The sequence below is a fragment of the Pseudoalteromonas sp. SR45-4 genome (assembly GCF_014163535.1).
GTDB classification, from domain to species: domain Bacteria; phylum Pseudomonadota; class Gammaproteobacteria; order Enterobacterales; family Alteromonadaceae; genus Pseudoalteromonas; species Pseudoalteromonas nigrifaciens.
On record NZ_JACJDO010000001.1, the window covers coordinates 185,101 to 209,352 of the forward strand.

Here is a 24,252-nt window from a genome sequence, read left to right on the forward strand (position 1 = left end):
CTATGACATTACGTATCGCAATTACCCCTGGTGAGCCTGCGGGCATTGGTCCAGATTTACTGTTAAAACTTGCCCAACAAACTTGGGACGCACAGCTTGTTGCCATTGCCGACGCAAATATGCTTAAGCAACGTGCTAAACATTTAGGCTTAAGTATAAAGCTAATAGAGTTTGACCAGCATGCTGCAGCAACGCCTGCACCAGCAGGAAGCCTTTACCTACATCAAGTAGATGTAGCTGAGCCTGTAGAGCTAGGTGTGCTTAACGATGCTAATGGCCAATACGTATTAGACACTTTGCGTATTGCCAGTGAAAAAAACATGGATGGCACTTTTGCAGCAGTTGTTACCGGCCCTGTACATAAAGGTATTATTAATAAAGCCGGTATTTCGTTTAGTGGCCACACCGAGTATTTTGCACAACAGTCGAATACCGCAGATGTAGTAATGATGCTTGCTACGCAAGGCCTAAGAGTAGCGCTGGTAACGACGCATATTCCGCTTGCCTATGTATCGCGTGCTATTACAGAGGATCGGCTAATCAAAGTAGCGAGTATTTTAAACCACGACTTACAAACTAAGTTTGGTATAGAAAAGCCGCGTATTTTAGTCTGTGGTTTAAATCCTCATGCTGGTGAAGATGGCCATTTAGGCCGTGAAGAAATAGATACCATTATTCCAACACTTGAAATACTTAACAACCAAGGTATGAACCTGATTGGTCCACTCCCTGCCGACACTTTATTTCAAGATAAATACCTAAATGAAGCCGATGCCGTATTAGCTATGTATCACGATCAGGGGCTACCTGTGCTAAAATACAAGGGATTTGGTAACTCGGTAAATATTACCTTAGGTTTACCATTTATCCGCACCTCAGTAGATCATGGTACTGCTCTGGATTTGGCAGGCAAAGGTACTGCTGATGTTGGCAGTTTTGAATTAGCGATCCGCGAAGCAATTAAGCTCGCCCAAGAAAAAGCACAAAATCAATGACCGATAAAGTACATTTAGGACACCGCGCCCGTAAACGTTTTGGACAAAACTTTTTATTTGATGACATGATCATCGGTAAAATAGTGAGCGCAATCGATCCTAAACCAGAAGATAACCTAGTAGAGATTGGTCCAGGCCTTGGCGCAATTACTGAACCGGTAGCCGAATTAAGCGGCCATTTAACGGTTGTAGAATTAGATAAAGATTTGGCACAGCGTTTAATTGAACACCCATTTTTGGGACCTAAATTAACCGTAAACCAAGGCGATGCAATGACCTTTGATTTTGCAAGCTTGGTGAGAGATGACAAAAAACTAAAAGTGTTTGGTAACTTACCGTATAACATTTCGACTCCGTTATTATTTCATCTTTTTGAATTTGCAGACAATATTGAGCACATGCACTTTATGCTGCAAAAAGAAGTAGTAAAACGCATGGTTGCAGGCCCGGGGAGCAAAACCTTTGGTCGTTTAAGCGTAATGACTCAGTACTACTGTAATGCAATGCCGGTTATAGAAGTACCGCCTGAGTGCTTTAAACCTGCGCCTAAAGTTGATTCGGCGGTTATTCGCTTAATCCCTAAAAAGCCTGAACAACGCACTGCAAAAAGCGTGAAAATTTTAAATAACGTTTGCCTAGAAGCCTTTAACCAGCGTCGTAAAACACTACGCAATAGTTTAAGCAACTTACTAACTGCAGATGAGCTAACCAGCATTGGCATAGATGTTACTTTGCGTGCTGAGCGCTTATCGTTACAACAATTTATTGACATAGCAAATTGGATTTATGACAACAAGCAGTAATATTGGATCGCCTGTAAAGGTATCTGTTGAAACATTTTATGTAGAAGAGCAGTCGCAACCTGAACTAGAAAAGTTTGTATTTGCTTATTCTGTAACCATTAAAAACCACAGTTTGTGTAGCGCTAAATTACTGAGCCGTTATTGGTTAATTACCGATGCAAATGGCAAAGAAATTGAAGTGCAAGGCGAAGGTGTGGTCGGCGAAAATCCGGTTATAGCACCCGGCGAAAGTTATAAATATACCAGTGGGGCAATACTAGATACCCCTGTAGGTACTATGCAAGGGCATTATACGTTACGTAACGAGTTTGGCACTGAGTTTAAAGCGCCTATTAACGTGTTTCGTTTAGCCTGCCCTAACATACTGCACTAGTACACTATAAGCATGGCTGACTACGCAATAGGTGATTTGCAAGGCTGCTTTAACGAGTTTAACGCGTTACTCCAACGCGTTAACTTTAATCCAAGTAAAGATCATCTCTACTTGGTGGGCGATATAGTCGCTCGAGGCCCTGACTCACTAGCCTGTTTAGAGTACTTATACAAACACCAAAATAGCATTACAGTTACGCTAGGCAATCATGACTTACACCTGATTGCCTGCTATCTACTTAATAAACCACCCAACCCTAATGATAAATTAGCAGCTGTATTCAATAGCACTAAACTCCCCCACTATATTGCATTTTTACAAACTCAGCCTTTGGCACTTTACCTTAAGCAGTACAATAGCTTTATATCCCATGCTGGGCTCAACCCTGACTGGTCGATAGCACAAGCCTTACAACATGCTCAGTTTGCTCAGCATTGTTACAGCTCGCCTAAAGCGCATGACTTTTTTGCAAACATGTACCAACCTCACCCCATTAATAACCCTAATGAACTTAATAACTACGAAAAGTTTAGATACACAGTTAACTACTTTACCCGTATGCGATTTTTAACTGCCGATAACCAACTCGACTTAAGTGCAAAAGGGGAAGTAACAAGTGGCAATAACTTAACCCCTTGGTTTATGCATCCAGCAATAACAACGGCTAAACAAACGCTTATTTTTGGCCACTGGGCAGCATTAAATGGTAAAACACCTCATAATCATTTATTAGCCTTAGACACCGGATGTGTTTGGGGAGGTGCCATGACCTTAATAGAATTAAAAAGCAAACAAAAAACTGTAGAAAAATCACAACTTTCGTCTAAATAAACTGAAATAAAGTAATACATCTGTTAAGTTTAATGTCGCATGTTGAAACTTTGTAACTACAACCTGTTCACATTAAGTTGGCATTATATTTAGTAGCAAAAATAGCACTCCTATAATTAGAGCTACGCATGGCCATTGCTTAATTAAAAATAATCAACACAGATTAAACAATTAAAATTAACTTTAATTACTTAACTTATTGCAATACAAGCCGATAAGTTTTAACTGATATACTTTAGAATGGAAATCCGTATGAATTTAACAGTGAGCCAGCGTATTTGGGGTGGATTTATTTTCATCACTCTACTGCTTTTAATAATTGGCGGTAACTCTTTAATAAAAATAGCAAATATTGATCGCTCCACCCAAAAAGTAAATCAGTTGTCGCTGCCCGCTTTAAATAAAAGCGCTGAATTACAAGCCGAGTTTATTTTAATGAGCAAAGCTGCTCAAGCTAGTTTTTATACCTCTTCTGCAGAGCAACTAGAACCAATAAAAAACCAAGTGCTCGAACAAAAGCAGTTATTCAATACGCTGCATAGTGAATTACAAGAAGTGGTTAAAAACGATCCACTATTGAGTAAAAGTAGCCAACAAGTTGAAACAACCTATTTAAGTTTTTTAAGCACGGTAGAGGGCTTACTTGCCGACAAAGCTAAACAGCTAGCACTGAATAAAATGTTAAAAGCGCAACTAGAAAGCATAGAGCTTGCCGCCGAAGATGCAAACTCAATTGTACTCGATATTATTGATATAAACGGCTTAGAGCAAAGTAACCCACGCGCTTACCAGGCTGCTAATAATCTTGAAAACAATTTTATGTCTGTAGTAAGCAACAGTACCGACATGCTAACGGTTAAAACGCTTAATACCTTAGATATTGTAAAAAATGAGCAAGTATACTACTTCGAAGAAGTGACCCGCACCGTAGCGCTAATTAAACCAGCCATAGAGCAAAGCCATAGTGGTTTATACAATAGTCTAAAAGAATACGTAGACACGCTAGAGAGCAACATTGTAGGTAACAATAGCCTTGCTGCGAATAAAAAACGCTTAATCGATGCAATTAGCCTTACTGAACGTGAACTTGCAGAGTCTGAGCAAGCAACTAAAACAGCGCTAAATCAAATTGACGTACTTGTAAAACAAGCCAGCGATGTTGCTTTTTCATTGCAAAAAGGGGTGCGCAGCGACGTAGATTCTGCAAACTTGTGGACTTGGATAGGCATGATAATAGCCACCATAATTGCAATTATCGTGGCAGTCGTTACAGTTAATCGTATTACTAAACCACTGGCTGAAGTTAACCGCATTTTAGATATTGTAGCAAGTGGCGATATGACACAGCGCTTAGATGACAGTGCCAAAGATGAGTTTGGTGAGCTATCTAAAAGCTGTAACACCTTAATTGATAGCCTTCGCAGTTTAATTAAAGGCATTATTTCACGCTCAACTCAGCTTGCAGCTGCATCAGAGCAAACCTCAACAATTACTGGCGAATCAAGTAAAGCAATTCGTAATCAGCAAGCACAAGTTGAACAGGCAGCTACAGCAACAACAGAAATGAGTAGTACATCACAAACGGTAAGTAATAGCGCTCAACAGGCGTTACATGAGATTAAAAATGCCGATAAAGAAGCCGAGCGCGTTAAAGACATTTCAAATCAAAATAAAGCCACTATTGAGCAACTAGCTTACGAAGTTGATGAAGCGTCGAATGTTATTAATAAGCTCCACAAAGACAGCGCATCGATTGGCAGTATATTAGATGTGATTCGCGGTATTGCTGATCAAACAAACTTATTGGCATTAAATGCCGCGATTGAAGCAGCGCGTGCAGGTGAGTATGGCCGAGGCTTTGCTGTAGTAGCAGATGAAGTACGCTCCCTGGCAAGTAAAACACAAGAATCAACCCAAGAGATTCAATCTATGATTGAGTCACTACAAAGCGGTGCAGAAGCCGCTGTATCGGCTATGGAAAAAGGTAAACAACAAGCCGTGTCGTGTGTTAAGCAAAGCGATTTAGCAAGCAGCGCTCTCGACTCGATTACTTTAGCCGTATCGCAAGCGCATAACGTGAGTGAAGAAATATCAACGGCAGCGCAAGAGCAACAACAAGTATCACAAGAAATAAGTGAGCGCTTAGAGTCCATTGTTGCTATAGCCGAGCAAACCGCTGAGGGCGCAATACAAACGACCATATCAAGTTCAGAAGTAGCAAAACTAGCAGAAGAACTTAGGTTATCAGTAGAGAACTTTAAGGTTTAATTATTGCTATAAACATTTATAAAAAGGGGAAGTAATTTATTACTTCCCCTTTTTTTATTAGATTTTGCTTATTGCTTGATTACTCACGCTAATTTCTATTTGTTTGTTAAGCAAATTAATGAACAAAATACTGCGCATATCGCCATCAGGCTCTTTATAAATAGCGTCAATATTTTTAAATGACTCATTGTTTACACTCACCAAGTCACCGTTTTTAGGAACTTGCGATTCATGTGAGTGCGAACGCTCTGCTTTAAGCTGATTAATTAACTCAACGGGCACACGCTGATATGCAGCACCATAAGTTACAAAGCCACTTACTCCGCGGGTATTTTTTACCGCAAAAAAGTTACCATTCTCAGCTTCTAAACACACAAATACATAACCAGGAAATAAAGCAGACTGCTTAACAGTGCGGCGTCCTTTAACTAACTTTTCAGTAGTTAACTTTGGAAAAAATGACGCTATTCCTTGGTTTTTTAAATTAACCTGCGCACGCTCTTCTTGGCGAGGTTTACATACAACTAAATACCAACTTTCCATGGCAATTCCTACAGCCTGAGTTGAAGATAAGACAACCATAAACTAAATGAGCGCAGCATTATACTCCTATGCAAACCTTTATGTAAAATAGCCCCACAGTAAATAAGTACTCACTTAGAAAAAGTGATTTAATACGCTGATAATCAAACGAGTAGGTTTTAATTGAGGGGTAAGCGCTGATATATTACAGCTATTAGAAGCAAGCTCTAAGCTAAAGCTAAGGGCAATATTAAACAATTAAGCTATTATTTTACGTAAATCAAAAACAAAAAACCCAGCATAAGCTGGGTTTTTACATTCTAATAGAAAACTAAAATTACTTAATTTTTGCTTCTTTAAAAAGAACATGTTTACGAATCTTTGGATCAAACTTTTTGATTTCCATCTTCTCAGGCATGTTACGTTTGTTCTTGTCGGTAGTGTAGAAAAAACCAGTACCGGCAGTTGAAACTAAACGGATTTTATCGCGCATGATTCAGATCCTTAAACTTTTACGCCGCGAGCACGGATTTCTGTAAGAACCGTGTCGATGCCTTTTTTATCGATAATACGCATACCTTTAGTAGTAGTGCGTAATGTTACAAAACGTTTTTCACTTTCAACCCAAAAACGGTGTGTTTGTAGGTTAGGTAGGAAACGACGTTTAGTCGCGTTTCTCGCGTGTGAACGGTGATTACCAACCGCAGGACGCTTACCTGTAACTTGACATACTTTAGCCATGTCTATATATCTCCAATAACTTAGCTCGAGCTTAATTTTCCCTAAGGCCATGTAGTTGTGCCCTAGAGATAAATCGAAGGGCGCTCTTTATACAGCTTTTACAGGCGAAGATCAAATAACTGATCTCATCCAATCAGCTCATGTGCAAATTTGATAGCGGCTAATTATAAAGATCGAAAGCCCATAGGGAAAGTAAAAACTGCATTTAAATTAAACTAATTTGCCAAAACACACTAAACTGCTCGTTTTTAGTACTCTTCTGTAAAAGTAAAGCTAAATAAGACCTCGTTCAGCAAAAGAAACACAGGTTTCTCCTCCAACAATAATATGATCCAGCACATTTATATCTACCAATTGCAGTGCTTGTTGCAATTTATTAGTAATAAGTTTGTCGGCCTGACTCGGTTCGGCAATCCCGCTTGGGTGATTATGCGCAAAAATAACCGCTGCTGCATTATTTTTAAGTGCCGCTTTTACCACTTCTCGTGGATATACACTGGCAGAATTAATGGTGCCATAAAAAAGTATTTCATCTTTAATTAAGCGATTTTGACTATCAAGATACAGCACCATAAATACCTCCTGCTGCAAACCACGCATTTGCAAGGTTAAATAATCATATACAGCGTTTGGCGAGTTAAATATAGCATCGCGCTGGCAACGCTCCTGCATATAACGCTGGCTGAGCTCAAGCACCGCTTGCAACTGCACATACTTAGCTGTACCTAACCCTTTTTGCGCACAAAACTCTTCCATACTGGCATTAAATAAATTGTGTAGCGTTTTGTTTTCATTAAGTAAATGTTGGGCAAGCTCAATCACATTCATACCCGGCAAACCGGTGCGTAAAAATATGGCAAGCAATTCAGCATCACTGAGCGCTTTTGCGCCTTTTTCGATTAGCTTTTCGCGGGGACGCTGCGAATTAGGAAGTGAGGTTAGTTGCATTATTCATCCTTGATAAATCGGCTTATATATTAACTGTAATGCAAATTTGAAAATTAGCCTGTTATTTTCATCTTAAAAGCTTAGCTGTACGGGTCAAGATTTGTTATTTTAGCCCTAATATTAAATAAGGCTGATGGACAACCATGATTAATTTAACTAATAAAAAAATAGTGCTGGGAATTAGCGGCGGTATAGCGGCCTATAAATGCGCAGAACTGGTTAGACGCTTAAAAGAGCATGGTTGTAGTGTTAAAGTAGTTATGACTGAATCAGCAAAACATTTTATAACCCCCTTAACTATGCAAGCTGTGAGCGGTGAAATGGTTGCAGACTCCTTACTCGACCCTTCAGCAGAAGCTGCTATGGGCCATATTGAGTTTGCCAAGTGGGCCGATTTAATTTTAGTTGCCCCAGCCACCAGCAACATTATTGCTAAAATGGCGGCGGGCATTGCCGATGACTTACTCACTACCTTATTACTTGCAACTCCGGCTAAAGTCGCTATCGCACCGGCTATGAATCAGCAAATGTATGCTCACCCTGCTACACAAGCTAATTTAGCCACACTTAAGGCACGTAACGTGCTTATTTGGGGCCCAGGAAAGGGTGAGCAAGCTTGTGGCGATGTAGGCGCTGGGCGCATGCTAGAGCCTCATGAGCTAGTTGCTTTATGTATTGCAAAAGAGCAACCTCAGTTACTTGCAGGTAAAACCATTACCATAACCGCAGGCCCGACCCGAGAAGCCATTGACCCGGTACGTTTTATATCTAATCACAGCTCAGGTAAAATGGGCTACGCACTTGCTGAGGCCGCTTTATTACTTGGCGCTAAAGTTAATTTAATTTCAGGCCCGGTGACTATAAAAGCCCCTGCTGGCGTAAATTTGATCAATATAGAAAGCGCCGAGCAGCTATTAAACGAATCACTCAACTACGCACCGCGCTCAGATGCGTTTATTGGCTGCGCAGCTGTTGCCGACTACCGCGCAGCAACCGTTGCAGCACAAAAAATGAAAAAGCAAGGCGACGAGCTTACTCTTACTTTAGTTAAAAACCCGGATGTAATTGCACACGTAGCTAATTTACAGCAAAACCGCCCTTACACTGTTGGTTTTGCCGCAGAAACACAAAATGTAGCAAACTACGCAAAAGGTAAACTAAAAAATAAAAACCTGGATATGATTTGCGCTAACGATGTATCACAAAGTGATCTTGGGTTTAACGCTGACAATAATGCGCTAACCCTGTACTGGCATAATGAACAGCTTGAATTACCAACAAATAGCAAAACAGCAATTGCGCTAACAGTGATCCAACAGCTCGCTCAGAGAATATAAAAGAGCTGGAAACAAACTGAATAAAACATTAACATGCTAAACACGCGTTTACTTTTAAGAGTTTAAATTTGTTTAATTCTAAATATAAACGCGCCTTAAACATTTGAATCAAAATGACTAGCTCCTGCTAAAAGATAACTAATAAAAAAGGAATGTTCATGCCTGCGACAAAAAGAAGTAATCGCAAAGAGCAAATACTGCAAGCACTTGCACAAATGTTAGAAACCAGTCCCGGCCAGCGTATTACCACAGCAAAGCTAGCCGCTGAGGTTGGTGTATCGGAAGCAGCGTTGTATCGTCATTTTCCTAGTAAAGCACGTATGTTTGAGGGCTTAATAGAATTTATTGAAGACACGCTTTTATCTCGTATAAATCTTATTTTAGAAAACGAAAAAGAAAGCCAAGCACGCGTTTATAATATTTTGCATTTACTACTAACGTTTGCTGAAAAGAACCCTGGTATTACCCGTATTTTAACCGGCGACGCATTGCAAGGTGAGCAAGAGCGGTTACGTGAACGAGTGCAAAGTTTCTTTGAAAAACTTGAGACCCAATTTAAACAAGTGCTGCGCGAGAGAAAGCTGCGTGAAGGTAAAAACTTTCAAAGTGACGAGCTAACCCTAGCCAACTTTTTACTTGCCTATGTTGAAGGTAAAATGAATCAGTTTGTACGCAGTAATTTTAGTACTAAGCCAAGCGCACAATTTGAAAAACAATGGCCGGAGCTACAAAAAATCTGGTTATAAACTCCAAATTCAACACACGTAACCTTGTGAGCCACGCTTGCAAGGTTTTTAAATTTTCACCTTCAGCCTTTCAACTCTGCTTTGCTACCACTTGTCGTATATACTCGAATTATAGACAAAACTCGTTACAATAAAATAACGCTAAAAAACGAGAACCTATAATGAAAACAAAGCTCACCCTTTTAAGCTCTGCGCTTATTGTCAGCGTAGCTAGCACCACAGTTTACGCTAAAGAGTCGCTACAATTTAACGATGTGTTTGATTTTAAATCAGCCAAAGCAACGCAGCTATCTGAAGATGGCCGTATTTTATCGCTCAGTGCAACCCCGTATCGTGGTGATGCCACTGGCCAAGTTTACTCGCTAAGCGGTAATAGCTTAATTGCAGAAGTACCGCGTGGTACTAAACCAGTTATTAATCAAGCTGCTAACTGGGTCGCATTTACCCAAGTACCCACGCTACTAGAACAAGAAACCACGAATAAAAAAGATGCTCTAAAAAACAACCTGGTACTAGTAAATACCCAAACAGGCGAGCAACAAAGTTTTAGTAATGTGAAAGACTATAAGTTATCAAACGATGGAACTTGGCTTGCCTATCGCTTAGATCAAAAAGCAGCTAAAGGCGATGATGAAAAAGCCGAGGATGAAAGTGCCAGCACTCATGCTAATAAAAACGATAGCGCCATCACACCAGACAAAGATGATAAAACCTATCCACTGGTTATTGTAAATTTAAGCAATAAACGCAGCCACACAATTACAGATGTATTTAACTACAGTATTAGCGCAACTAACCAGCAACTATTAGTTAGCCAGAGTTACAGCGATGGTAACAACAATCAAATAGCACTGCTTAATTTAAATGACTTTGTAAGCAGCATACTCATAGATGAGCCTGGTGTTGTGGCCAGTAAAATAGCCTGGCACCCAACTGAGGCAAGCGTAGCATTTACGTTAGGTAACTATGTTAACGACGACATGCGCCGTCGTAACTACAGCTTACAACTTTGGCAAAATGAGCAGCTAACAACGATTAACTCCCCCAACAAAGATTGGGGAATAGGTAAAACCGCCGCGTTAATATGGTCTGAAAATGGCGAGCGTTTATATTTTGAAAATCGCCCTAAACTAGCCGCTAAAGTAAAAGCTAAAGAGTATAGCGACGAAGCCTCACTATACGACTTTGACACTATACGAGAGCATAAAGGCTTAAAAGTATGGCATAACAACGACGCGCAAATAAAACCGCGTGAACAGCAGCAGTGGAACGAAAAAAACAAAAACCGCCATTACAGCGCGGTGTACCACATAAATTCGCAAAAAGTTACCCAGCTAAGTACTGTGAGCATGCCAGAGGTTGCGCTTAATCCGCAACGCGATACATCACTGCTTGGTTATACTGATACCCCATACCTTGAGAAAATAATGTATGGCGGCTTTTTTGCTGACTACTTTGCTGTAAATATTAATACAGGTAAACACACTCCCATTGTTAGTAACTACCCGTTTAAACCAAGTTTGGCACCTAATGGCGAGTTTGCCGCCTACTTTAGCGATAACCATATACAGCTAAAAGATTTAAGAAATAATAAAGTCACTACGCTTACACGTGCAATTCAAGCTACTTTTGCTGATGACAAGCACGACTACCCTTCAGCCCAACCAGGTTATGGTTTTGCCGGTTGGAATCAAGATAGCAGCCAACTACTTGCTTACAGTAAGTACGATATTTGGGCGTTTGATGTAAATAGCCAGCAGGCAAAACGTTTAACTAATGGTAAACAAACCAATACTCAATATCGCGTTATTAAACTTGATAAAAGCCAAGTTGGCTTTAAAAAAGACGAAACATTGCTTATATCGGCTATTAACTTACAAACTAAGCAAAGTGAAATAGCCAAGCTTGATTTAACCACCAACACAGTAACTAAAGTGCTCAGTGGTAATAAACGTTTTGATTTAGTTAAAAAAGCAAAAAATGCCGATAAATACCTATTTACTGAGCAAGCGTATCATCAGTTTCCAGACTTTTATCAAACTGACTTTAGTTTCAGTGCTCCGCAACAAGTGACTACACTTAACCCACAAATAAGTAACTTTGCCTGGGGCGAAAAACCAGAACTCATAAGCTACAAAGGCTTTGATGGCGAAGACTTACAAGGCGTACTAATTAAACCTGCGGGTTACAAAAAAGGCGATAAAGTACCAGTAATGGTGTATTTTTACCGTTATATGAGCCAGCGCATGTACGACTTTCCTAAAATGGAATTAAACCACCGCCCTAACTTCCCTATGTTTACCTCAAACGGTTACGCGGTATTTTTACCCGACATTCGTTTTGAAATAGGCCACCCAGGTAAATCATCAACGCAAACCATGATCAACGCCACGCAAAAGCTCATTGATTTAGGCATTGCTGATAAAAATAAAATTGGTTTACAAGGTCATTCGTGGGCAGGCTATCAAAGTGCCTTTATGATCACTCAAACCGATATGTTTAAAGCGGTTGTATCGGGTGCTCCCGTGTCTAACATGACCAGCGCCTATAGTGGCATTCGTTTAAAATCGGGCTTAGCGCGTCAGTTTCAGTACGAAACAGGACAAAGCCGCATTGGTAAAAACCTTTTTGAAGCGCCAGAATTATACATAGAAAACTCACCGGTATTTTTTGCCGATAAAGTAAACACTCCTATTTTAATTATGTTTGGCGATAAAGACGACGCTGTACCTTGGCACGAAGGGGTACAATATTACTTAGCCCTGCGCCGTGCGGGTAAAGATGCCACTTTTTTACAGTATGAAGGCGAACCTCATCACTTGAAAAAGTTTCCTAATCAAGTCGATTTTTCGATTCGTATGATGCAGTACTTTGATCATTACTTAAAAGGCAAACCCGCCGCAAAGTGGATGAAAGAAGGCGAAGCATTTATACAAGAGTAAAAATAAATGATAAGAACCCCGATAGATTTAAGTCTATCGGGGTTTTATAATTTATTACTACCCACTTTATAATAAATAGACAATACTGAATTAACTAATAATTATTAAGTCGTTATTTGATGCTACATTTTTGGTATAAAGAATTTCCGCAATACCCTAGAGATCATAAGGATTACTGGCGAACACGCTTAATTGCACATTCTTTATTAATCTGCTGCTGCTACTTTTTAATTTTAACCTTACTAAATGTTTTTTATTTTTCGAGTTACGATATTGCACTTATTGATGCCTTAGGACTTATAGCCTCATTAAGTATTTGTATATGGTTTAATAAAACAGCCCAGGTTAGTAAAGCTGCTTGGGTTGTTGCATTAATGATAGTTGGCTTAATAATGCTCTTTATAGTATCGGCAAAGGGTCATGCTCATTCATTATTTTGGGCAACACTTATTCCGCCTTTTACTTTTTTTTTAGTTGGGCGTAATTGGGGAAGTATATTAAGTAGCATTGCTTTTGGTATTTGTGCCTATCTAGTTTACTTACAGCAACAACTATCAATTACCATAGGTTTATCTGCATTATTTAATTTTATTGAAGTGTCTATTGCGCATGTTTTATTATTTAGGTTTTATGAAAAAACGCGTTTTTCGGCTTACTCTCATCTTTCGAAGCGCAATGCCGAAATAAAACAGCTAGCCGAAACCGATAAGCTCACCGGGCTATATAACAGGCAAAAATTTGATTTTGAATTGTCGCAATTACTGAGTGAAAATAATAATGAGCGAAAATCAAATATAGTGATGATTTGCGACATAGATCACTTTAAAAAAGTAAACGATACTTATGGCCATTTAGCGGGTGATAACGTGCTTAGTGAGTTTGCCAATATTTTACAAAACAAGCTTACAAATAGTGCATTAATTGCACGCTGGGGCGGAGAAGAGTTTACTATTATTCTTCGAGATAGCAGCCTAGATAACGCAATTAACGAAGCTGAAGAGCTCAGAGCGTTTATTGCCACTCATTTAATCGATAATAGAGCGTTAACTATCAGTATTGGTATAGCTAAAGCGCATGTTGACGACACTGCTTTGCATCTTTTAGAGCGCGCCGATAAAGCGCTTTATAAAGCAAAATTACAAGGGCGAGATCAGGTCTGTGTTGCTAGCGACAACTTAACCAAAACTCACTATGAAAACACATTAAGTAAATCCGCTGCTATTTAAAAGTTAGCTCTAAAGTATCAGCGGTTAAACCCAATAAACTAAATTAACCTTGTAACTGCTAACTTATTGTTCCTAAAATATTTGTGCAGTGACAATAAAGTTTGCCCGTAAGAGAAATAAATGACAATAAAGTTTGCCCGTAACCCGCGTCAGACTATCGTTATATTCATAACAATATCTTGGAGGTTTTCATAAAACCCCTCCTTCCCACCATACTTTTTAAAGTGTTTAGATAGTTCTACTTCTCTTTTAACTTCTATTTCTCCTGTTCTTATACCTAACTTGTTTTGGTGACCTTCTATCTCACTTTTTAGTTCGTAATATTTTGAAGTACATGGGCTGTTATAAAAATAAAGAAACTCGAAAACATCAGGCATATCGTCTACAAGTGAACTAAAAATTAACTTATTCTTTGGGCAAGCTTTATATTCTTCAAATGAAAACCGCATACACGTACTACAGCTTTTAGTTTTATTTTTTAATATAACTTTTGATGTACTATGAATACCATCCTTTTGATACAGAGCTCTATCGAAAATCATGTTGCAATTGATATAGTTAATCAACTCTTGATGGGCATAGACTGTTAATTGCTGATAAAACAGCTCCCAATTTAACATTATCTCTTGTCGATGCTTTATTAAATTAAAGGCTTTTAGAGACTTCTTTGTTAATAAACCATAGTCAAATGTATCTGTATATCCTATAGGGTAATGCTTTAAGGTTTTTATAGCCCAGCTAATTAACTGACTTTTTGCACAGGGAGTGAACTTTATAGTGCGATCTGAAATTACCTTTGAAGGACGCTTTGTTATTGTAGAAGGAGAAGTAAAATTAGTGTCTACTTTGCACCTCAACACATTATTGATATTTTTTATCAGCTGACTTAAGTGAGATGGTTTTATTGCCAGTAATGTTGCCGAGTGCTTTGAGCAAAATGTTTGATTATTCCAGCAATTTTTGAAATATGAGTACCCATATGTGACTATTTGCTCTTTCATGCAATGAGGGCAAAAATTTATGCTAATGCCTTTACCCGCAGATTTAGTAGGCTTAACAGGAAAAAATGTTTTTTCGTAAAGCGCTATGAAGTCAAAATGGTTAATGAAATCAGATTCATTTTCCAGTACTCGAATACTATTTTCGAATAATCCTAGTAAATAAGATTTATTAATTTTGAGCAAAAGATGCTTTGCTTCAAAAGAAATTGATGGCTTATCTCCCCATCCTACATTTGGAACAAGGATACTTGAAAAGTTATCAAAGCCATTAACCTTTAGAGTTCTGAATAAATAACTCTGTAAAGATTCATCCAGGGGCGAATAAAGGTAAGTATTGTTCTTAGCCATTTAATCTGACTGGTGTAATTAAAAGTAATATAATCAATAAACTCCTACTATAAAGCTATAGTTTTCTCTGTATTATTAACGTCTATAATTCAAAGTTAAATTATTGGACGTTAATTAGTTCTAGTAATCAGCCATTTAATTAAGAATAAACTTTTTATTGGGTCAAAATAGTTATTAAACTGACTTCCTTATCCTGACCAAGCTAATACGGATTTACTATTTTTTTAAATATTAGGCCATGTGTCATTGAGAATATCAGCAATGAGCGCTTTTGGTATCAATGCCAAGGCACAATTTTGTGTATGTAACTTACCCGTGAATTTGTATCTTCCTGATTTAATAAGTTCATATCCATTTCTTAATTGATATAGTTTCCATTTCTTTGAGTACTGGACAAACAAATGCTTCAGGCCATTGTCATCAAAACCAAAGCTCACATGAACGTTATTTCTTAAACCGTCCCTAAGTAGTGGAATTGCTGTAGGTTCTACTGGATAGTAATAGTAATGAACCTTTTGTAAGGTAGGCTTCTTTGGTTTTTTATCGAACATCCAAACTTTTGCTGCCGCTAAGCGGTGATTACCCAACTTGCAATACCTTGCACCTCCTACAATACCTATACGTAGTTCAGATTTAGAGTCTTCTACAGGAAATGGAGTATCAAAGATTGGAGTTGTGAACCAGCTCACGATTTTTACTTCATCCCAATCTTTGCATTCAAGTTTATCAACCGCTTCTTTCCAAGTTTTGCAATTAAAAAATGAGTGATCTTTATTTCGCTCAAGACTATTAATTTCACCTAGCCTTAAATCGTAGAAATCTTCCTTTGCACTAACACCGCTTTCACTAAGTCCTTCTATAATTTCTTTGCTATACAGAGGGATATCAATGATTCCTGGGGGTAAATTATTTGCTGATCTTCGTATTATTTCTAGCACTTCAATATCCGTTGTATATCTTGTGGTTTAATTATTGGTTGTAAGTAGTAGTCATAAATCAAATACTTTAGTTGTCGTTTACCTCTTAAGAATTTTGATAAAAGTACCTGTTGAATTAGTCGCCCGCTGCCTAACAAGAGATTTAGGTATCTCAAACGTCCTAATTTGACACATATGTGACCATCAGATCTGACCAAAATACATCCAAGCTAATTTGTTAACACCAAGCGACTTTGTCCAAGCTAATTACTATTCCACTTCGATTTAAAGGTTTTATCTAGTAGAGAAAACCTTATGCTTTCCTTCTATTTTACCTTCATCAATGTGAAAAGAGCCACTAAACTCCACGCGGCCATAGCGATGATTCGAAGTAAGAGCGCCACCAATCACGCCTTTTTCACCTAATAAGGTCCAAACAACCTCCAAATCATTATCCTTTAGCATCTTTAAAAATGGTTCTTTTTTAACTAATAAATGTGCTTTTGTATCGTTTAAAGCTTCAGCTGCGAAACAAACAATATTATTAGCCTCATCGATATAACTACCTTCTTGAGAACCATGTTTTAATTTCATATTGTCAAAAATTAGAGAACTTGGCTTAAGAAAACTTAAAGTTTCGGCCTTTGATTGATCGAACTCTTCTTCCCAACGATAACCGATAGTAGTAACACCAACATCAGCAATCTCAGTCCTTGTCTTTTTGTCTGTAACTGTTACCCAGTCCGAGCCACTATAGTAATCAGATTTAAAGAATTTAAAAGCCTCTGACCAGTAATACTCCCTATTAAATAACTGATATCTATCAGTGCTTTCAGGCATCCATCGCCCCATATAATGTTGGCTTTCAGCCCAGTTTTTAAAATGTTCATATTCAGATGACTTAACTAAGTAACTTCTAAGATGACACCAAACTTCTTTCCGTGGATGTCCCCAGTCTTCCTTACCTACTTCTTTAGGCTCTTTCCAAGACGGGTAACTTTCCAGAACAAGCCAAACACCACCATTATTATCTTTTACTTCAATCAACCCCTGCGGGTTATCCAACGTAGAAGTATCTTTTACCCAATTTTCAAAAGTACAATCCCACTCAAAAGCTTCTTTACTAACCCACCATTTTTCTTCAATAGGTATGCATTTACCCCCTGTATTTTTAAGCAAAATTGTTGGATCTATATCCCTTTCATAGGGCTCCCAAGGACCTAGATAAGGAGACTCTTCTCGTTCATCACCGTATCCCTCATAGCGGATGTAATTATCAGAAAGCCTTGCTATAAATTCATGAAATGCGATCCATTGATATTTTTTACCTATTCGTTCTTGGTGGGATTCATGCCGCCCTCTACCTGTGCCTATACTTCTATCAAAATCCCCATGCTTATCTGGAGACCAGCCTAACTCTATTACACGATTAAAAATAAAACATTCAGCGAGCCTAAGGTCAAAATGAGCATCTGTATCTAATAGGTTGTTATTGTGATCAAGGTATGGCTCTATATCTCTTTCATAAAGAGCTAGCCATTCTGATGATAAAGATTCTTTAAAAGCTAATTTATTCGCAGATAGTACTTCTTCTGTTTTTCTGCCAATAGCACTCCCCATACGGATTATAGTTTCACCTATAACCAAATCATCAGAGTCTTCAGCATAAATAATAGGGTCTAATGAATTAAATAATTCAAGCTGCTTTTCAGGTAAATCGCTCTTAAAATTGTTAAAGATTTCTTCTCTATTTACAGGGGATTGGCCAAATCTACACCCGGACCAATCTGAATGATTAAAGTTAGTGCCTATGGTGTACCTAGAGAAGTCACCGCCCCCCATAACTGAACCCCACAAGTCCCAGTAGTCTTTCTTATCATAAAGACTTTTCAGCTCATCTTTAGTTGGTATGTCATCAGGCCATTCACTTTTGTATGGGGGCTTAGTTTTGGACACTTCAATATTTTCTGTTATCAACCCAAGGTGTGAAACATACTCTATAATCTCTCTTGCGTAGTCTCTTAAGAGGATATTTGGATATACATCCTCTGTATCAAAGACCTTTGTATAAACTATTTCAGCTACAGCACCTAGCTCATGATGTTCCTTTGTTCGCATGACACAACCTAAGGCAACAGCTAACACTCTCTCCCAAACATAAGGATCATCTACGGCATCAAATTTATTGATTATCCTAACCAATACTGGAATTCTATTTTCTAGCAAGTTAACTAATGCTTTAGTTGAACAATCCCTCAACTCTCGATTGCTTGAAGTTAAAAACCAACACAGCGCAGTAGCGACTAACTCGATTGAATCATCAGATATGTAACTCTTATCAAAGTCATCCCAAGCCCAATCTATTAGATGTCTGAATGTAGAGTCTTCACTGTACTTATATTTTAATTGAGTAGTCCAAAATGCATCTCTGTTTGGTAAGGGGTGCTTAGATAACCAATCATGTAAGAAATTCGCATTAAATGGGTGCCCTTCAATACCTGAAATTGAAATCAGTATTTCTAAAAAGTCGCTAAATGTCCCCCTAAACTGAAGTACCTTGTCATTTATAAACGGTTTAAGTTTTTCGAAATCTATCGCAGAAATTTCTCTCCAAACTAAACTATTAATAAAAGAATTTATTAAGTAATCATGCTCATTGAACTCTGGCAATAACTCGTAGAGTTCTTTTCTATATTTTTCAGGTAATTGAATCGAAAGAGCCTCAACAATTCCTTGGTTGTAGTAAAAGTCATACTCTTCTTTAAAATAACTTCTAAGACGGCCTCCCGTCTTAAACTCATCTTCAATATTTTCAATGCCGTCAAGTAAGTAGTTTACTGTTAAATGGTCATCAAACCTTTCAAAAGATATATATACTACCTCTTCAACAACGTTTTCGTCGTTTCGAGTAATTCCTTTTGTTAACAACCCTTCATCTATTAATGCGCTAAGAAAAGTTTTATCGTTAACATAGTCTTGAACAACGGACTGGACGGCAACATGCGCATCTTTAAGAGGTATACTCTTAGCCCCTGAGCCCACCTTAAGCTTGATTAGTTCATTTAATGCATCATTAACCAATGGAAAGCTGGAATTGAAATTATACTTTTTAGGAGAGGCAAGCGACTTGTTGACACCAGTAATGAAAAAACTGAGAATTTTAGAAATCCCATGAAAACCCACTGGGACTTTACTTAATCCACTTTTCTTAACTCCTTCGCATAGTAATTTCAAAAATAACGGGTTTTTGAATTCTGGGTTTAAGTTGGGTGAAGAGGGCCTTTCTATATTGTAATTGTCATAGAATAAATTAACAGCTTCCAGCTCAACGTTCTTGAAACCAATATGCTCATGAGTTTCAAAATTATTGCGTGATACATTCTCATCAGAAATAGTAATATTCTTATACGTTGACCTAACTGACATTATTAAACCAAGCCAATCAAATCGTTTAATTTCTTCAACGAAACTATTTATATTGTCATCCCAAAACTTGTTGCCGTTCCCTTCATTGATCGCATCAATAAATATTAAAATCCTTTTATTATTTTTTTGAGCATACAAATTAAGCTTTTCTAGAAAATCATTGGATGTAGTATCGACCTGTAACCTTTTAAAAATTTGTACCCAAGGAGATTCATCAGAAGTGAGCTGTTGCCCTAATAAGAAAAGAGATGGAGAACCTGTTTTAATCCTTGTTTCAACGATATCGGCAAGTAAGTGAGACTTACCAATACCAGCTTCCCCCTCAAGAAGCAAAAATGGGTTGTTCGACAATTTTACTGTTATGGAGTTTAAGAAAGTACTTAACTTGTTACACTCATAATCAAAATCCCTAAGTTCCCTTAAAATTGATGAGTATTTGTCACTGTAATCATTAGATTCTCCGGCTGCTTTTGCTTCTTCACGCAGTTTCCACAGCACCGATTCAGATTCTGCTACTGCATTGTTGCAGAAGGCAATATTCTTACAAAACTCATCTGTTGGTATTTTAGTTAATTTAGAAAAATCAATTGCTTGATATAAAGTTATAATTTCAGTTAAAGATTTAGATATTACAGATAGCTGTGAGGATATTTCATCGCACGTACAGAGCTTGTTTCCTTTAATCAGAAAGTCATCTATATGTGAATAAAAGAGTTCTGAAAAGTTCTGAGTCCTACCAAGCCCCTCAAATATCTTTGCTATTTCTAGCTTTAAGTTTAGTTCAGGTGTGTAGCGCCCACCCAAGTCAGCTATTGCTTGCCTATTTTTCTCATTTAACCAATCATCGTTTAGGTGAAACGTGAGCTTCTCATCTATAGAACGTAATAGAAGTTTTATTTGAATCAGCTCTTCATTGATATCGAATATCTTTTCCTTATAAGTCTCTTCGATATGGAGTTTTTTTAATGTTTCACACTCGTTTATCTTTAGCGCAAGGATCGCATAAAAACGTTCAAGTTGTTTTTGAGTTGGGGGAAGTACACTAGGATAATCACTAAACTTATTCACTACCTCAGTTTTATCTGGAAACTCTTTAAACAAAATATATTCGTTTAACACGTCAAATAATGGCTGAGATTGATAGAACGGAACCTTGTCAGAATCCGTTGGATATTCAACTTCAAACTCTGAAGCGGTTTCCTCAATAAGCTGATAGAGCCTGTCTACATATCTTTGTTTTTGAAAAAGCTGCTTTCGAAACCAGCTATACCCCTCCTGAGATATAAATTGGTCTACAAATTTGGTGGCAACATAATAAGACGATCCACCAATTGCCAATGTGACTGGTTCCATTCTTTACATTTTCCTTACTGTTTCGATCATCAAATTAGCTACATATTTATTAAGCGCTACATCCCGCCATAAAATGTGTTAACAAAGCCTTTAAACTTCTCGGCAAGCCTTGGTATTACTTTTTTGCGCTGTAATACACTTGGTGGTTTTTCCATAGTGGCTACTATGTCTTCACGTAGAGGCTCTTGGTTACTGAATATCATGCGTTCAACAAGCTCTTTTACGTTTTCAGGTATTAAATGTTCTTCATCAGCCATTGCCTTGGTGGCTTTTTCTTTTTCTACTTCCCAATAGGCGGCAAAAGCATCGTCAACTTCTTCGGCTGATTGCACATCAGGCAGATTTTCTTGAATGAATTTATCAATTAGCTCTTGTTTACTGCGCAGTTCAGGGTCTCCACCAATGGTTTGCATTAGTGATTTATACTGCTGTTCGTATTCCTCGTTAGAGTCAGACTGTTTAAGCTTGCTTAGCAGCTTTAAGATGTAAGCTACATTCACTTCATCCATCGCTAGTAGCTCAAGCTCAAAATCAATTTCTTCTAATATTGACTCTTTTTCAGGGGCGGTATTGGTTTTAACTTTGTCGTATAAATCTAAGTACTTACTTTTATAGTCTTCATATTCTTGTTCTTGAATACTGACATCATCAAACTTAAAATCAGCGAAGGTAGAAAGCACATTGCGTAAACGCATTAACTCCCTGAATGCCTTAATAAATTCAAGTTCAGCGTTTTCATCTTCAAGGCTATCAACACTTGCCGTGTCAGGTGCGATGGTTTGCATTTGGTCTAACGCTAGGTTAAACATCTTAATGAATTCTTCATACGGCGGCATGATCACCGTATCTTTTGCATCCTTATTTGAAAACAGCGCTAAAGCATCATCTGTGCGCTTTTTCAGGTTACGGAAGCTAATGATATTACCTTGCGACTTTTGCTCGTTTAAAATGCGATTGGTGCGTGAATACGCTTGAATTAACCCGTGATACTTAAGGTTCTTATCAACATATAGGGTATTTAAGGTTTTACTATCAAACCCTGTTAAAAACATATTTACCACAAGCAAAATATCAACTTTTCGCTCACGCACTTTTTTAGATATATCGTTGTAGTAGTTGTAATAAGACTCACTACCTTTAGTTGTATAACTACTGCCAAACATTTTGTTGTAGTCACCAATAAACTCTTCAAGTTTATCTCGACTATGGCTGTAAACTGCTTCAGGTTCTGCAACTTTATCCAATACAACTTCGTCTAAGCCATCAGCATCTGGGTCTTCTTCGTTAGCGGCATACGAGAAAATGGTGGCGATTTTAAGGTTGTGTTTACCTTCTGCCTTTTTCTTTGCAAAAAGCTCATAGTACTTAATTAATGCAGACACGCTTGAAACACAAAACATACCCGTAAAGGCTTTACTATGGGTTTTACGATTATGCTGAGCAATAATGTAATCGGTTATTTTTTCTAACCGAACGTCAGACTCCATTAACTCTTTAGTGTCGATACCTTCAACGTCAATATCCACTTCATTGGCGCTGTCTTTTTTCTTGTAGCGACCCACATACTCAACATTAAACTTAAGTACGTTTTCGTCTTTAATCGCATCAACAATAGTGTATTTGTGCAGCGGCTTATGGAACAAGTCACTGGTGGTGTATTTACGAGAAAATTTAGACACCGCATTTTCAGCAAAAATAGGCGTACCGGTAAAACCAAACATTTGGTGATTAGTAAAAAATTGGCTAATACGTTGATGAGTATCACCAAACTGACTGCGGTGACATTCATCAAAAATAAACACCACGTTTTTGTCTTTTACTGGCTCCATGCGGCTTGAATAACGTTTATTGCTAATGGCGTTATTAAGCTTTTGAATGGTGGTCACTATCAGCTTTTCATTACGGCGAGTATTAACTTTACCGCCTTTGGCTTTAGTTGATGACTGCTGCTCACCGTCTTTTTCAAGGTAATAAACATCTTTACCGGTAAACTGGTCAACTAACACTTTTGTTTTGTCAGTTCCGTCTACACAGCCTTTAATGAAGCTATTAAATTCTTTTGCGGTTTGATAATCCAAATCTTTACGGTCAACCACAAACACCACTTTGTGAATGGCGCTATCACCCGTAAGTAATTGGGCGGTTTTAAATGAGGTAAGTGTTTTACCAGAGCCAGTAGTATGCCAAATATAACCATTTTGCTTTTCTATTGATTCGTTATTAGCTTTTAACTGTTCTCGCTCTGCTACACGGTCAATAATCGCTTCGGTGGCATATATTTGATACGGGCGCATCACCATTAATATGCGGTCTGTTTCGTTCAGTACCACGTATTTAGTGATCATGTCAGTTAAGTGTTGAGGCGTTAAAAACACCTTAGCGAATTGATCTAATTCAGTATAACGGTCGTTATTTTCTTTTGCCCAAAAGAAGGTTTGTTTAAAGCTTTGTTTGCGGTTATTAGCGTAGTATTTAGTATTTACACCATTAGAGATGACAAACACCTGTACATATTGGAATAAGCCATCTTCAGCCCAGTAAGAATGGCGCTGATAACGATTAATTTGATTAAACGCTTCTTTAAGCTCTAAACCACGGCGTTTTAATTCTATTTGAACAAGCGGTAAACCGTTAACCAAAATAGTTACGTCATAACGGTTTTTATAACGACCTTCTACGGTAACTTGTTGCGTTACCTGAAAATGGTTGTTATCAACATCACTATCAATAAAACGAATGTAACCTGCGGTGCCATCATCTTTATTAATTTGCAGCCTATCACGTAGTATTTTTGCTTTATCAAACACATTACCTTTAGCTAAAGCATTACGAATTTGCTTAAGCTCATTATCACTTATTTCAAAGCCATTGAGCTTTGATAGCTGCTTCTTTAGGTTAGCTCTTAGTGACTCAACATCGGTGATGTTGGCCTTTTCAAATTGCTGCTTACCGCCAACTTTTTTAGCAAGTTGAGCAACTAATTTATCTTCTAACTCTTGTTCTGACTGATAGGCCACATTAACTCCTTGTGCTAGCTCTCTAACAATTTATCCATTTTCTTTTTGGCAACGTGCTCTAATAATTTTCTGCCAGAGTCAAAAATGACCTTAAATGGAAAGTCTTTAAATTCAGACTTCAATTTGGAGAAAACTTCTTTGTTGGCAAGCGATTGAGCAAAGTCATGACCAGTTTGAGTTAACCTAATATCTAGCGCACATACTGACCACTCGCCTCCCATGCATTGCTGAAAGCCCATATCTTTTAGGTCTGCATACCTCAGGGACTGTTTACCTATAAGTTGGTTTTCTATGAGCAATTGAAAGTGAAACAAAAACTTTTGGTCGATATCTCCATCAGAACCTTCATATGAAATACCAGATTCTTTAAGCTCATTAACAGTGATATGGGCTGTCTCAGCCTCTAGGAATACGTTTAAAATATCCTTTATGTACTCAATATCAATCTTCATATCTAA

The 24,252-nt window shown here is 38.0% G+C and carries 18 protein-coding genes; 9 read left to right on the forward strand and 9 right to left on the reverse strand.

Features of this window, described 5'->3' with window-relative positions:
* Window positions 1-2: 2 nt before the first annotated feature.
* The 5 genes from pdxA (at window position 3) to H5058_RS00895 (ending at window position 5,270) form a co-directional block, all read left to right on the forward strand.
* Complete coding sequence (gene pdxA / locus H5058_RS00875) at window positions 3-995, forward strand: 4-hydroxythreonine-4-phosphate dehydrogenase PdxA (RefSeq protein WP_011329282.1); 993 nt, start codon at window positions 3-5, stop codon at window positions 993-995.
* On the forward strand, window positions 992-1,798 hold the full coding sequence (rsmA, locus tag H5058_RS00880; protein ID WP_011329283.1) for a 16S rRNA (adenine(1518)-N(6)/adenine(1519)-N(6))-dimethyltransferase RsmA: 807 nt from the start codon (window positions 992-994) through the stop codon (window positions 1,796-1,798). The genes pdxA and rsmA overlap by 4 nt, the downstream gene beginning before the upstream one ends.
* Window positions 1,782-2,171 carry a Co2+/Mg2+ efflux protein ApaG gene (apaG, locus tag H5058_RS00885; protein WP_011329284.1) on the forward strand — a complete coding sequence of 130 codons (390 nt, stop codon included), beginning with the start codon at window positions 1,782-1,784 and terminating at the stop codon, window positions 2,169-2,171. Before rsmA ends, apaG begins: the two co-directional genes overlap by 17 nt.
* A gap of 12 nt (window positions 2,172-2,183) precedes the next feature.
* Window positions 2,184-3,002 (forward strand): symmetrical bis(5'-nucleosyl)-tetraphosphatase, encoded by an 819-nt coding sequence (locus H5058_RS00890; RefSeq protein ID WP_011329285.1) that lies wholly within the window; start codon window positions 2,184-2,186, stop codon window positions 3,000-3,002.
* A gap of 252 nt (window positions 3,003-3,254) precedes the next feature.
* Window positions 3,255-5,270 carry a methyl-accepting chemotaxis protein gene (locus H5058_RS00895; protein WP_182676543.1) on the forward strand — a complete coding sequence of 672 codons (2,016 nt, stop codon included), beginning with the start codon at window positions 3,255-3,257 and terminating at the stop codon, window positions 5,268-5,270.
* 57 nt (window positions 5,271-5,327) lie between these two features.
* Here H5058_RS00895 and rfaH read toward each other — a convergent pair whose 3' ends face one another.
* The 4 genes from rfaH to radC form a co-directional block, all read right to left on the reverse strand.
* Window positions 5,328-5,813 (reverse strand): transcription/translation regulatory transformer protein RfaH, encoded by a 486-nt coding sequence (gene rfaH / locus H5058_RS00900; protein ID WP_011329287.1) that lies wholly within the window; start codon window positions 5,811-5,813, stop codon window positions 5,328-5,330.
* A 316-nt stretch (window positions 5,814-6,129) separates the two neighbouring features.
* Window positions 6,130-6,285 carry a 50S ribosomal protein L33 gene (gene rpmG / locus H5058_RS00905; RefSeq protein WP_004335545.1) on the reverse strand — a complete coding sequence of 52 codons (156 nt, stop codon included), beginning with the start codon at window positions 6,283-6,285 and terminating at the stop codon, window positions 6,130-6,132.
* Window positions 6,286-6,296: 11 nt separating this feature from the next.
* Complete coding sequence (gene rpmB, locus H5058_RS00910; RefSeq protein ID WP_041454777.1) at window positions 6,297-6,533, reverse strand: 50S ribosomal protein L28; 237 nt, start codon at window positions 6,531-6,533, stop codon at window positions 6,297-6,299.
* 273 nt (window positions 6,534-6,806) lie between these two features.
* Window positions 6,807-7,481, reverse strand: coding sequence for a DNA repair protein RadC (radC, locus tag H5058_RS00915; protein WP_011329290.1), 675 nt, complete (start codon window positions 7,479-7,481; stop codon window positions 6,807-6,809).
* Between the two features lie 143 nt (window positions 7,482-7,624).
* Here radC and coaBC point away from each other — a divergent pair, with 143 nt between their 5' ends.
* The 4 genes from coaBC (at window position 7,625) to H5058_RS00935 (ending at window position 13,732) form a co-directional block, all read left to right on the forward strand.
* Window positions 7,625-8,818, forward strand: a complete 1,194-nt coding sequence (gene coaBC, locus H5058_RS00920) for a bifunctional phosphopantothenoylcysteine decarboxylase/phosphopantothenate--cysteine ligase CoaBC (RefSeq protein ID WP_086997701.1) — start codon at window positions 7,625-7,627, stop codon at window positions 8,816-8,818.
* 158 nt (window positions 8,819-8,976) lie between these two features.
* The gene (gene slmA / locus H5058_RS00925; protein WP_011329292.1) at window positions 8,977-9,564 is read left to right on the forward strand and encodes a nucleoid occlusion factor SlmA; all 588 of its coding nucleotides are present in this window, start codon (window positions 8,977-8,979) and stop codon (window positions 9,562-9,564) included.
* Window positions 9,565-9,725: 161 nt separating this feature from the next.
* A complete protein-coding gene (locus H5058_RS00930; RefSeq protein ID WP_182676545.1) occupies window positions 9,726-12,506 on the forward strand; it encodes a S9 family peptidase in 2,781 nt (926 codons plus the stop codon).
* Window positions 12,507-12,625: 119 nt separating this feature from the next.
* Window positions 12,626-13,732 carry a GGDEF domain-containing protein gene (locus H5058_RS00935; RefSeq protein ID WP_179806931.1) on the forward strand — a complete coding sequence of 369 codons (1,107 nt, stop codon included), beginning with the start codon at window positions 12,626-12,628 and terminating at the stop codon, window positions 13,730-13,732.
* Between the two features lie 149 nt (window positions 13,733-13,881).
* Here the strand turns inward: H5058_RS00935 and H5058_RS00940 are convergent, their stop codons facing one another.
* From H5058_RS00940 to H5058_RS00960, 5 genes are all read right to left on the reverse strand, one after another.
* Window positions 13,882-15,081, reverse strand: coding sequence for a hypothetical protein (locus H5058_RS00940; protein ID WP_182676547.1), 1,200 nt, complete (start codon window positions 15,079-15,081; stop codon window positions 13,882-13,884).
* Between the two features lie 224 nt (window positions 15,082-15,305).
* Window positions 15,306-16,019 carry a hypothetical protein gene (locus H5058_RS00945; protein WP_182676549.1) on the reverse strand — a complete coding sequence of 238 codons (714 nt, stop codon included), beginning with the start codon at window positions 16,017-16,019 and terminating at the stop codon, window positions 15,306-15,308.
* A 273-nt stretch (window positions 16,020-16,292) separates the two neighbouring features.
* Window positions 16,293-20,777 carry an AVAST type 2 anti-phage system protein Avs2 gene (avs2, locus tag H5058_RS00950; protein WP_182676551.1) on the reverse strand — a complete coding sequence of 1,495 codons (4,485 nt, stop codon included), beginning with the start codon at window positions 20,775-20,777 and terminating at the stop codon, window positions 16,293-16,295.
* A 56-nt stretch (window positions 20,778-20,833) separates the two neighbouring features.
* Window positions 20,834-23,794 carry a type I restriction endonuclease subunit R gene (locus tag H5058_RS00955; protein WP_182676553.1) on the reverse strand — a complete coding sequence of 987 codons (2,961 nt, stop codon included), beginning with the start codon at window positions 23,792-23,794 and terminating at the stop codon, window positions 20,834-20,836.
* A gap of 14 nt (window positions 23,795-23,808) precedes the next feature.
* On the reverse strand, window positions 23,809-24,246 hold the full coding sequence (locus tag H5058_RS00960; protein ID WP_182676555.1) for a DUF2513 domain-containing protein: 438 nt from the start codon (window positions 24,244-24,246) through the stop codon (window positions 23,809-23,811).
* Between the last annotated feature and the right edge of the window lie 6 nt (window positions 24,247-24,252).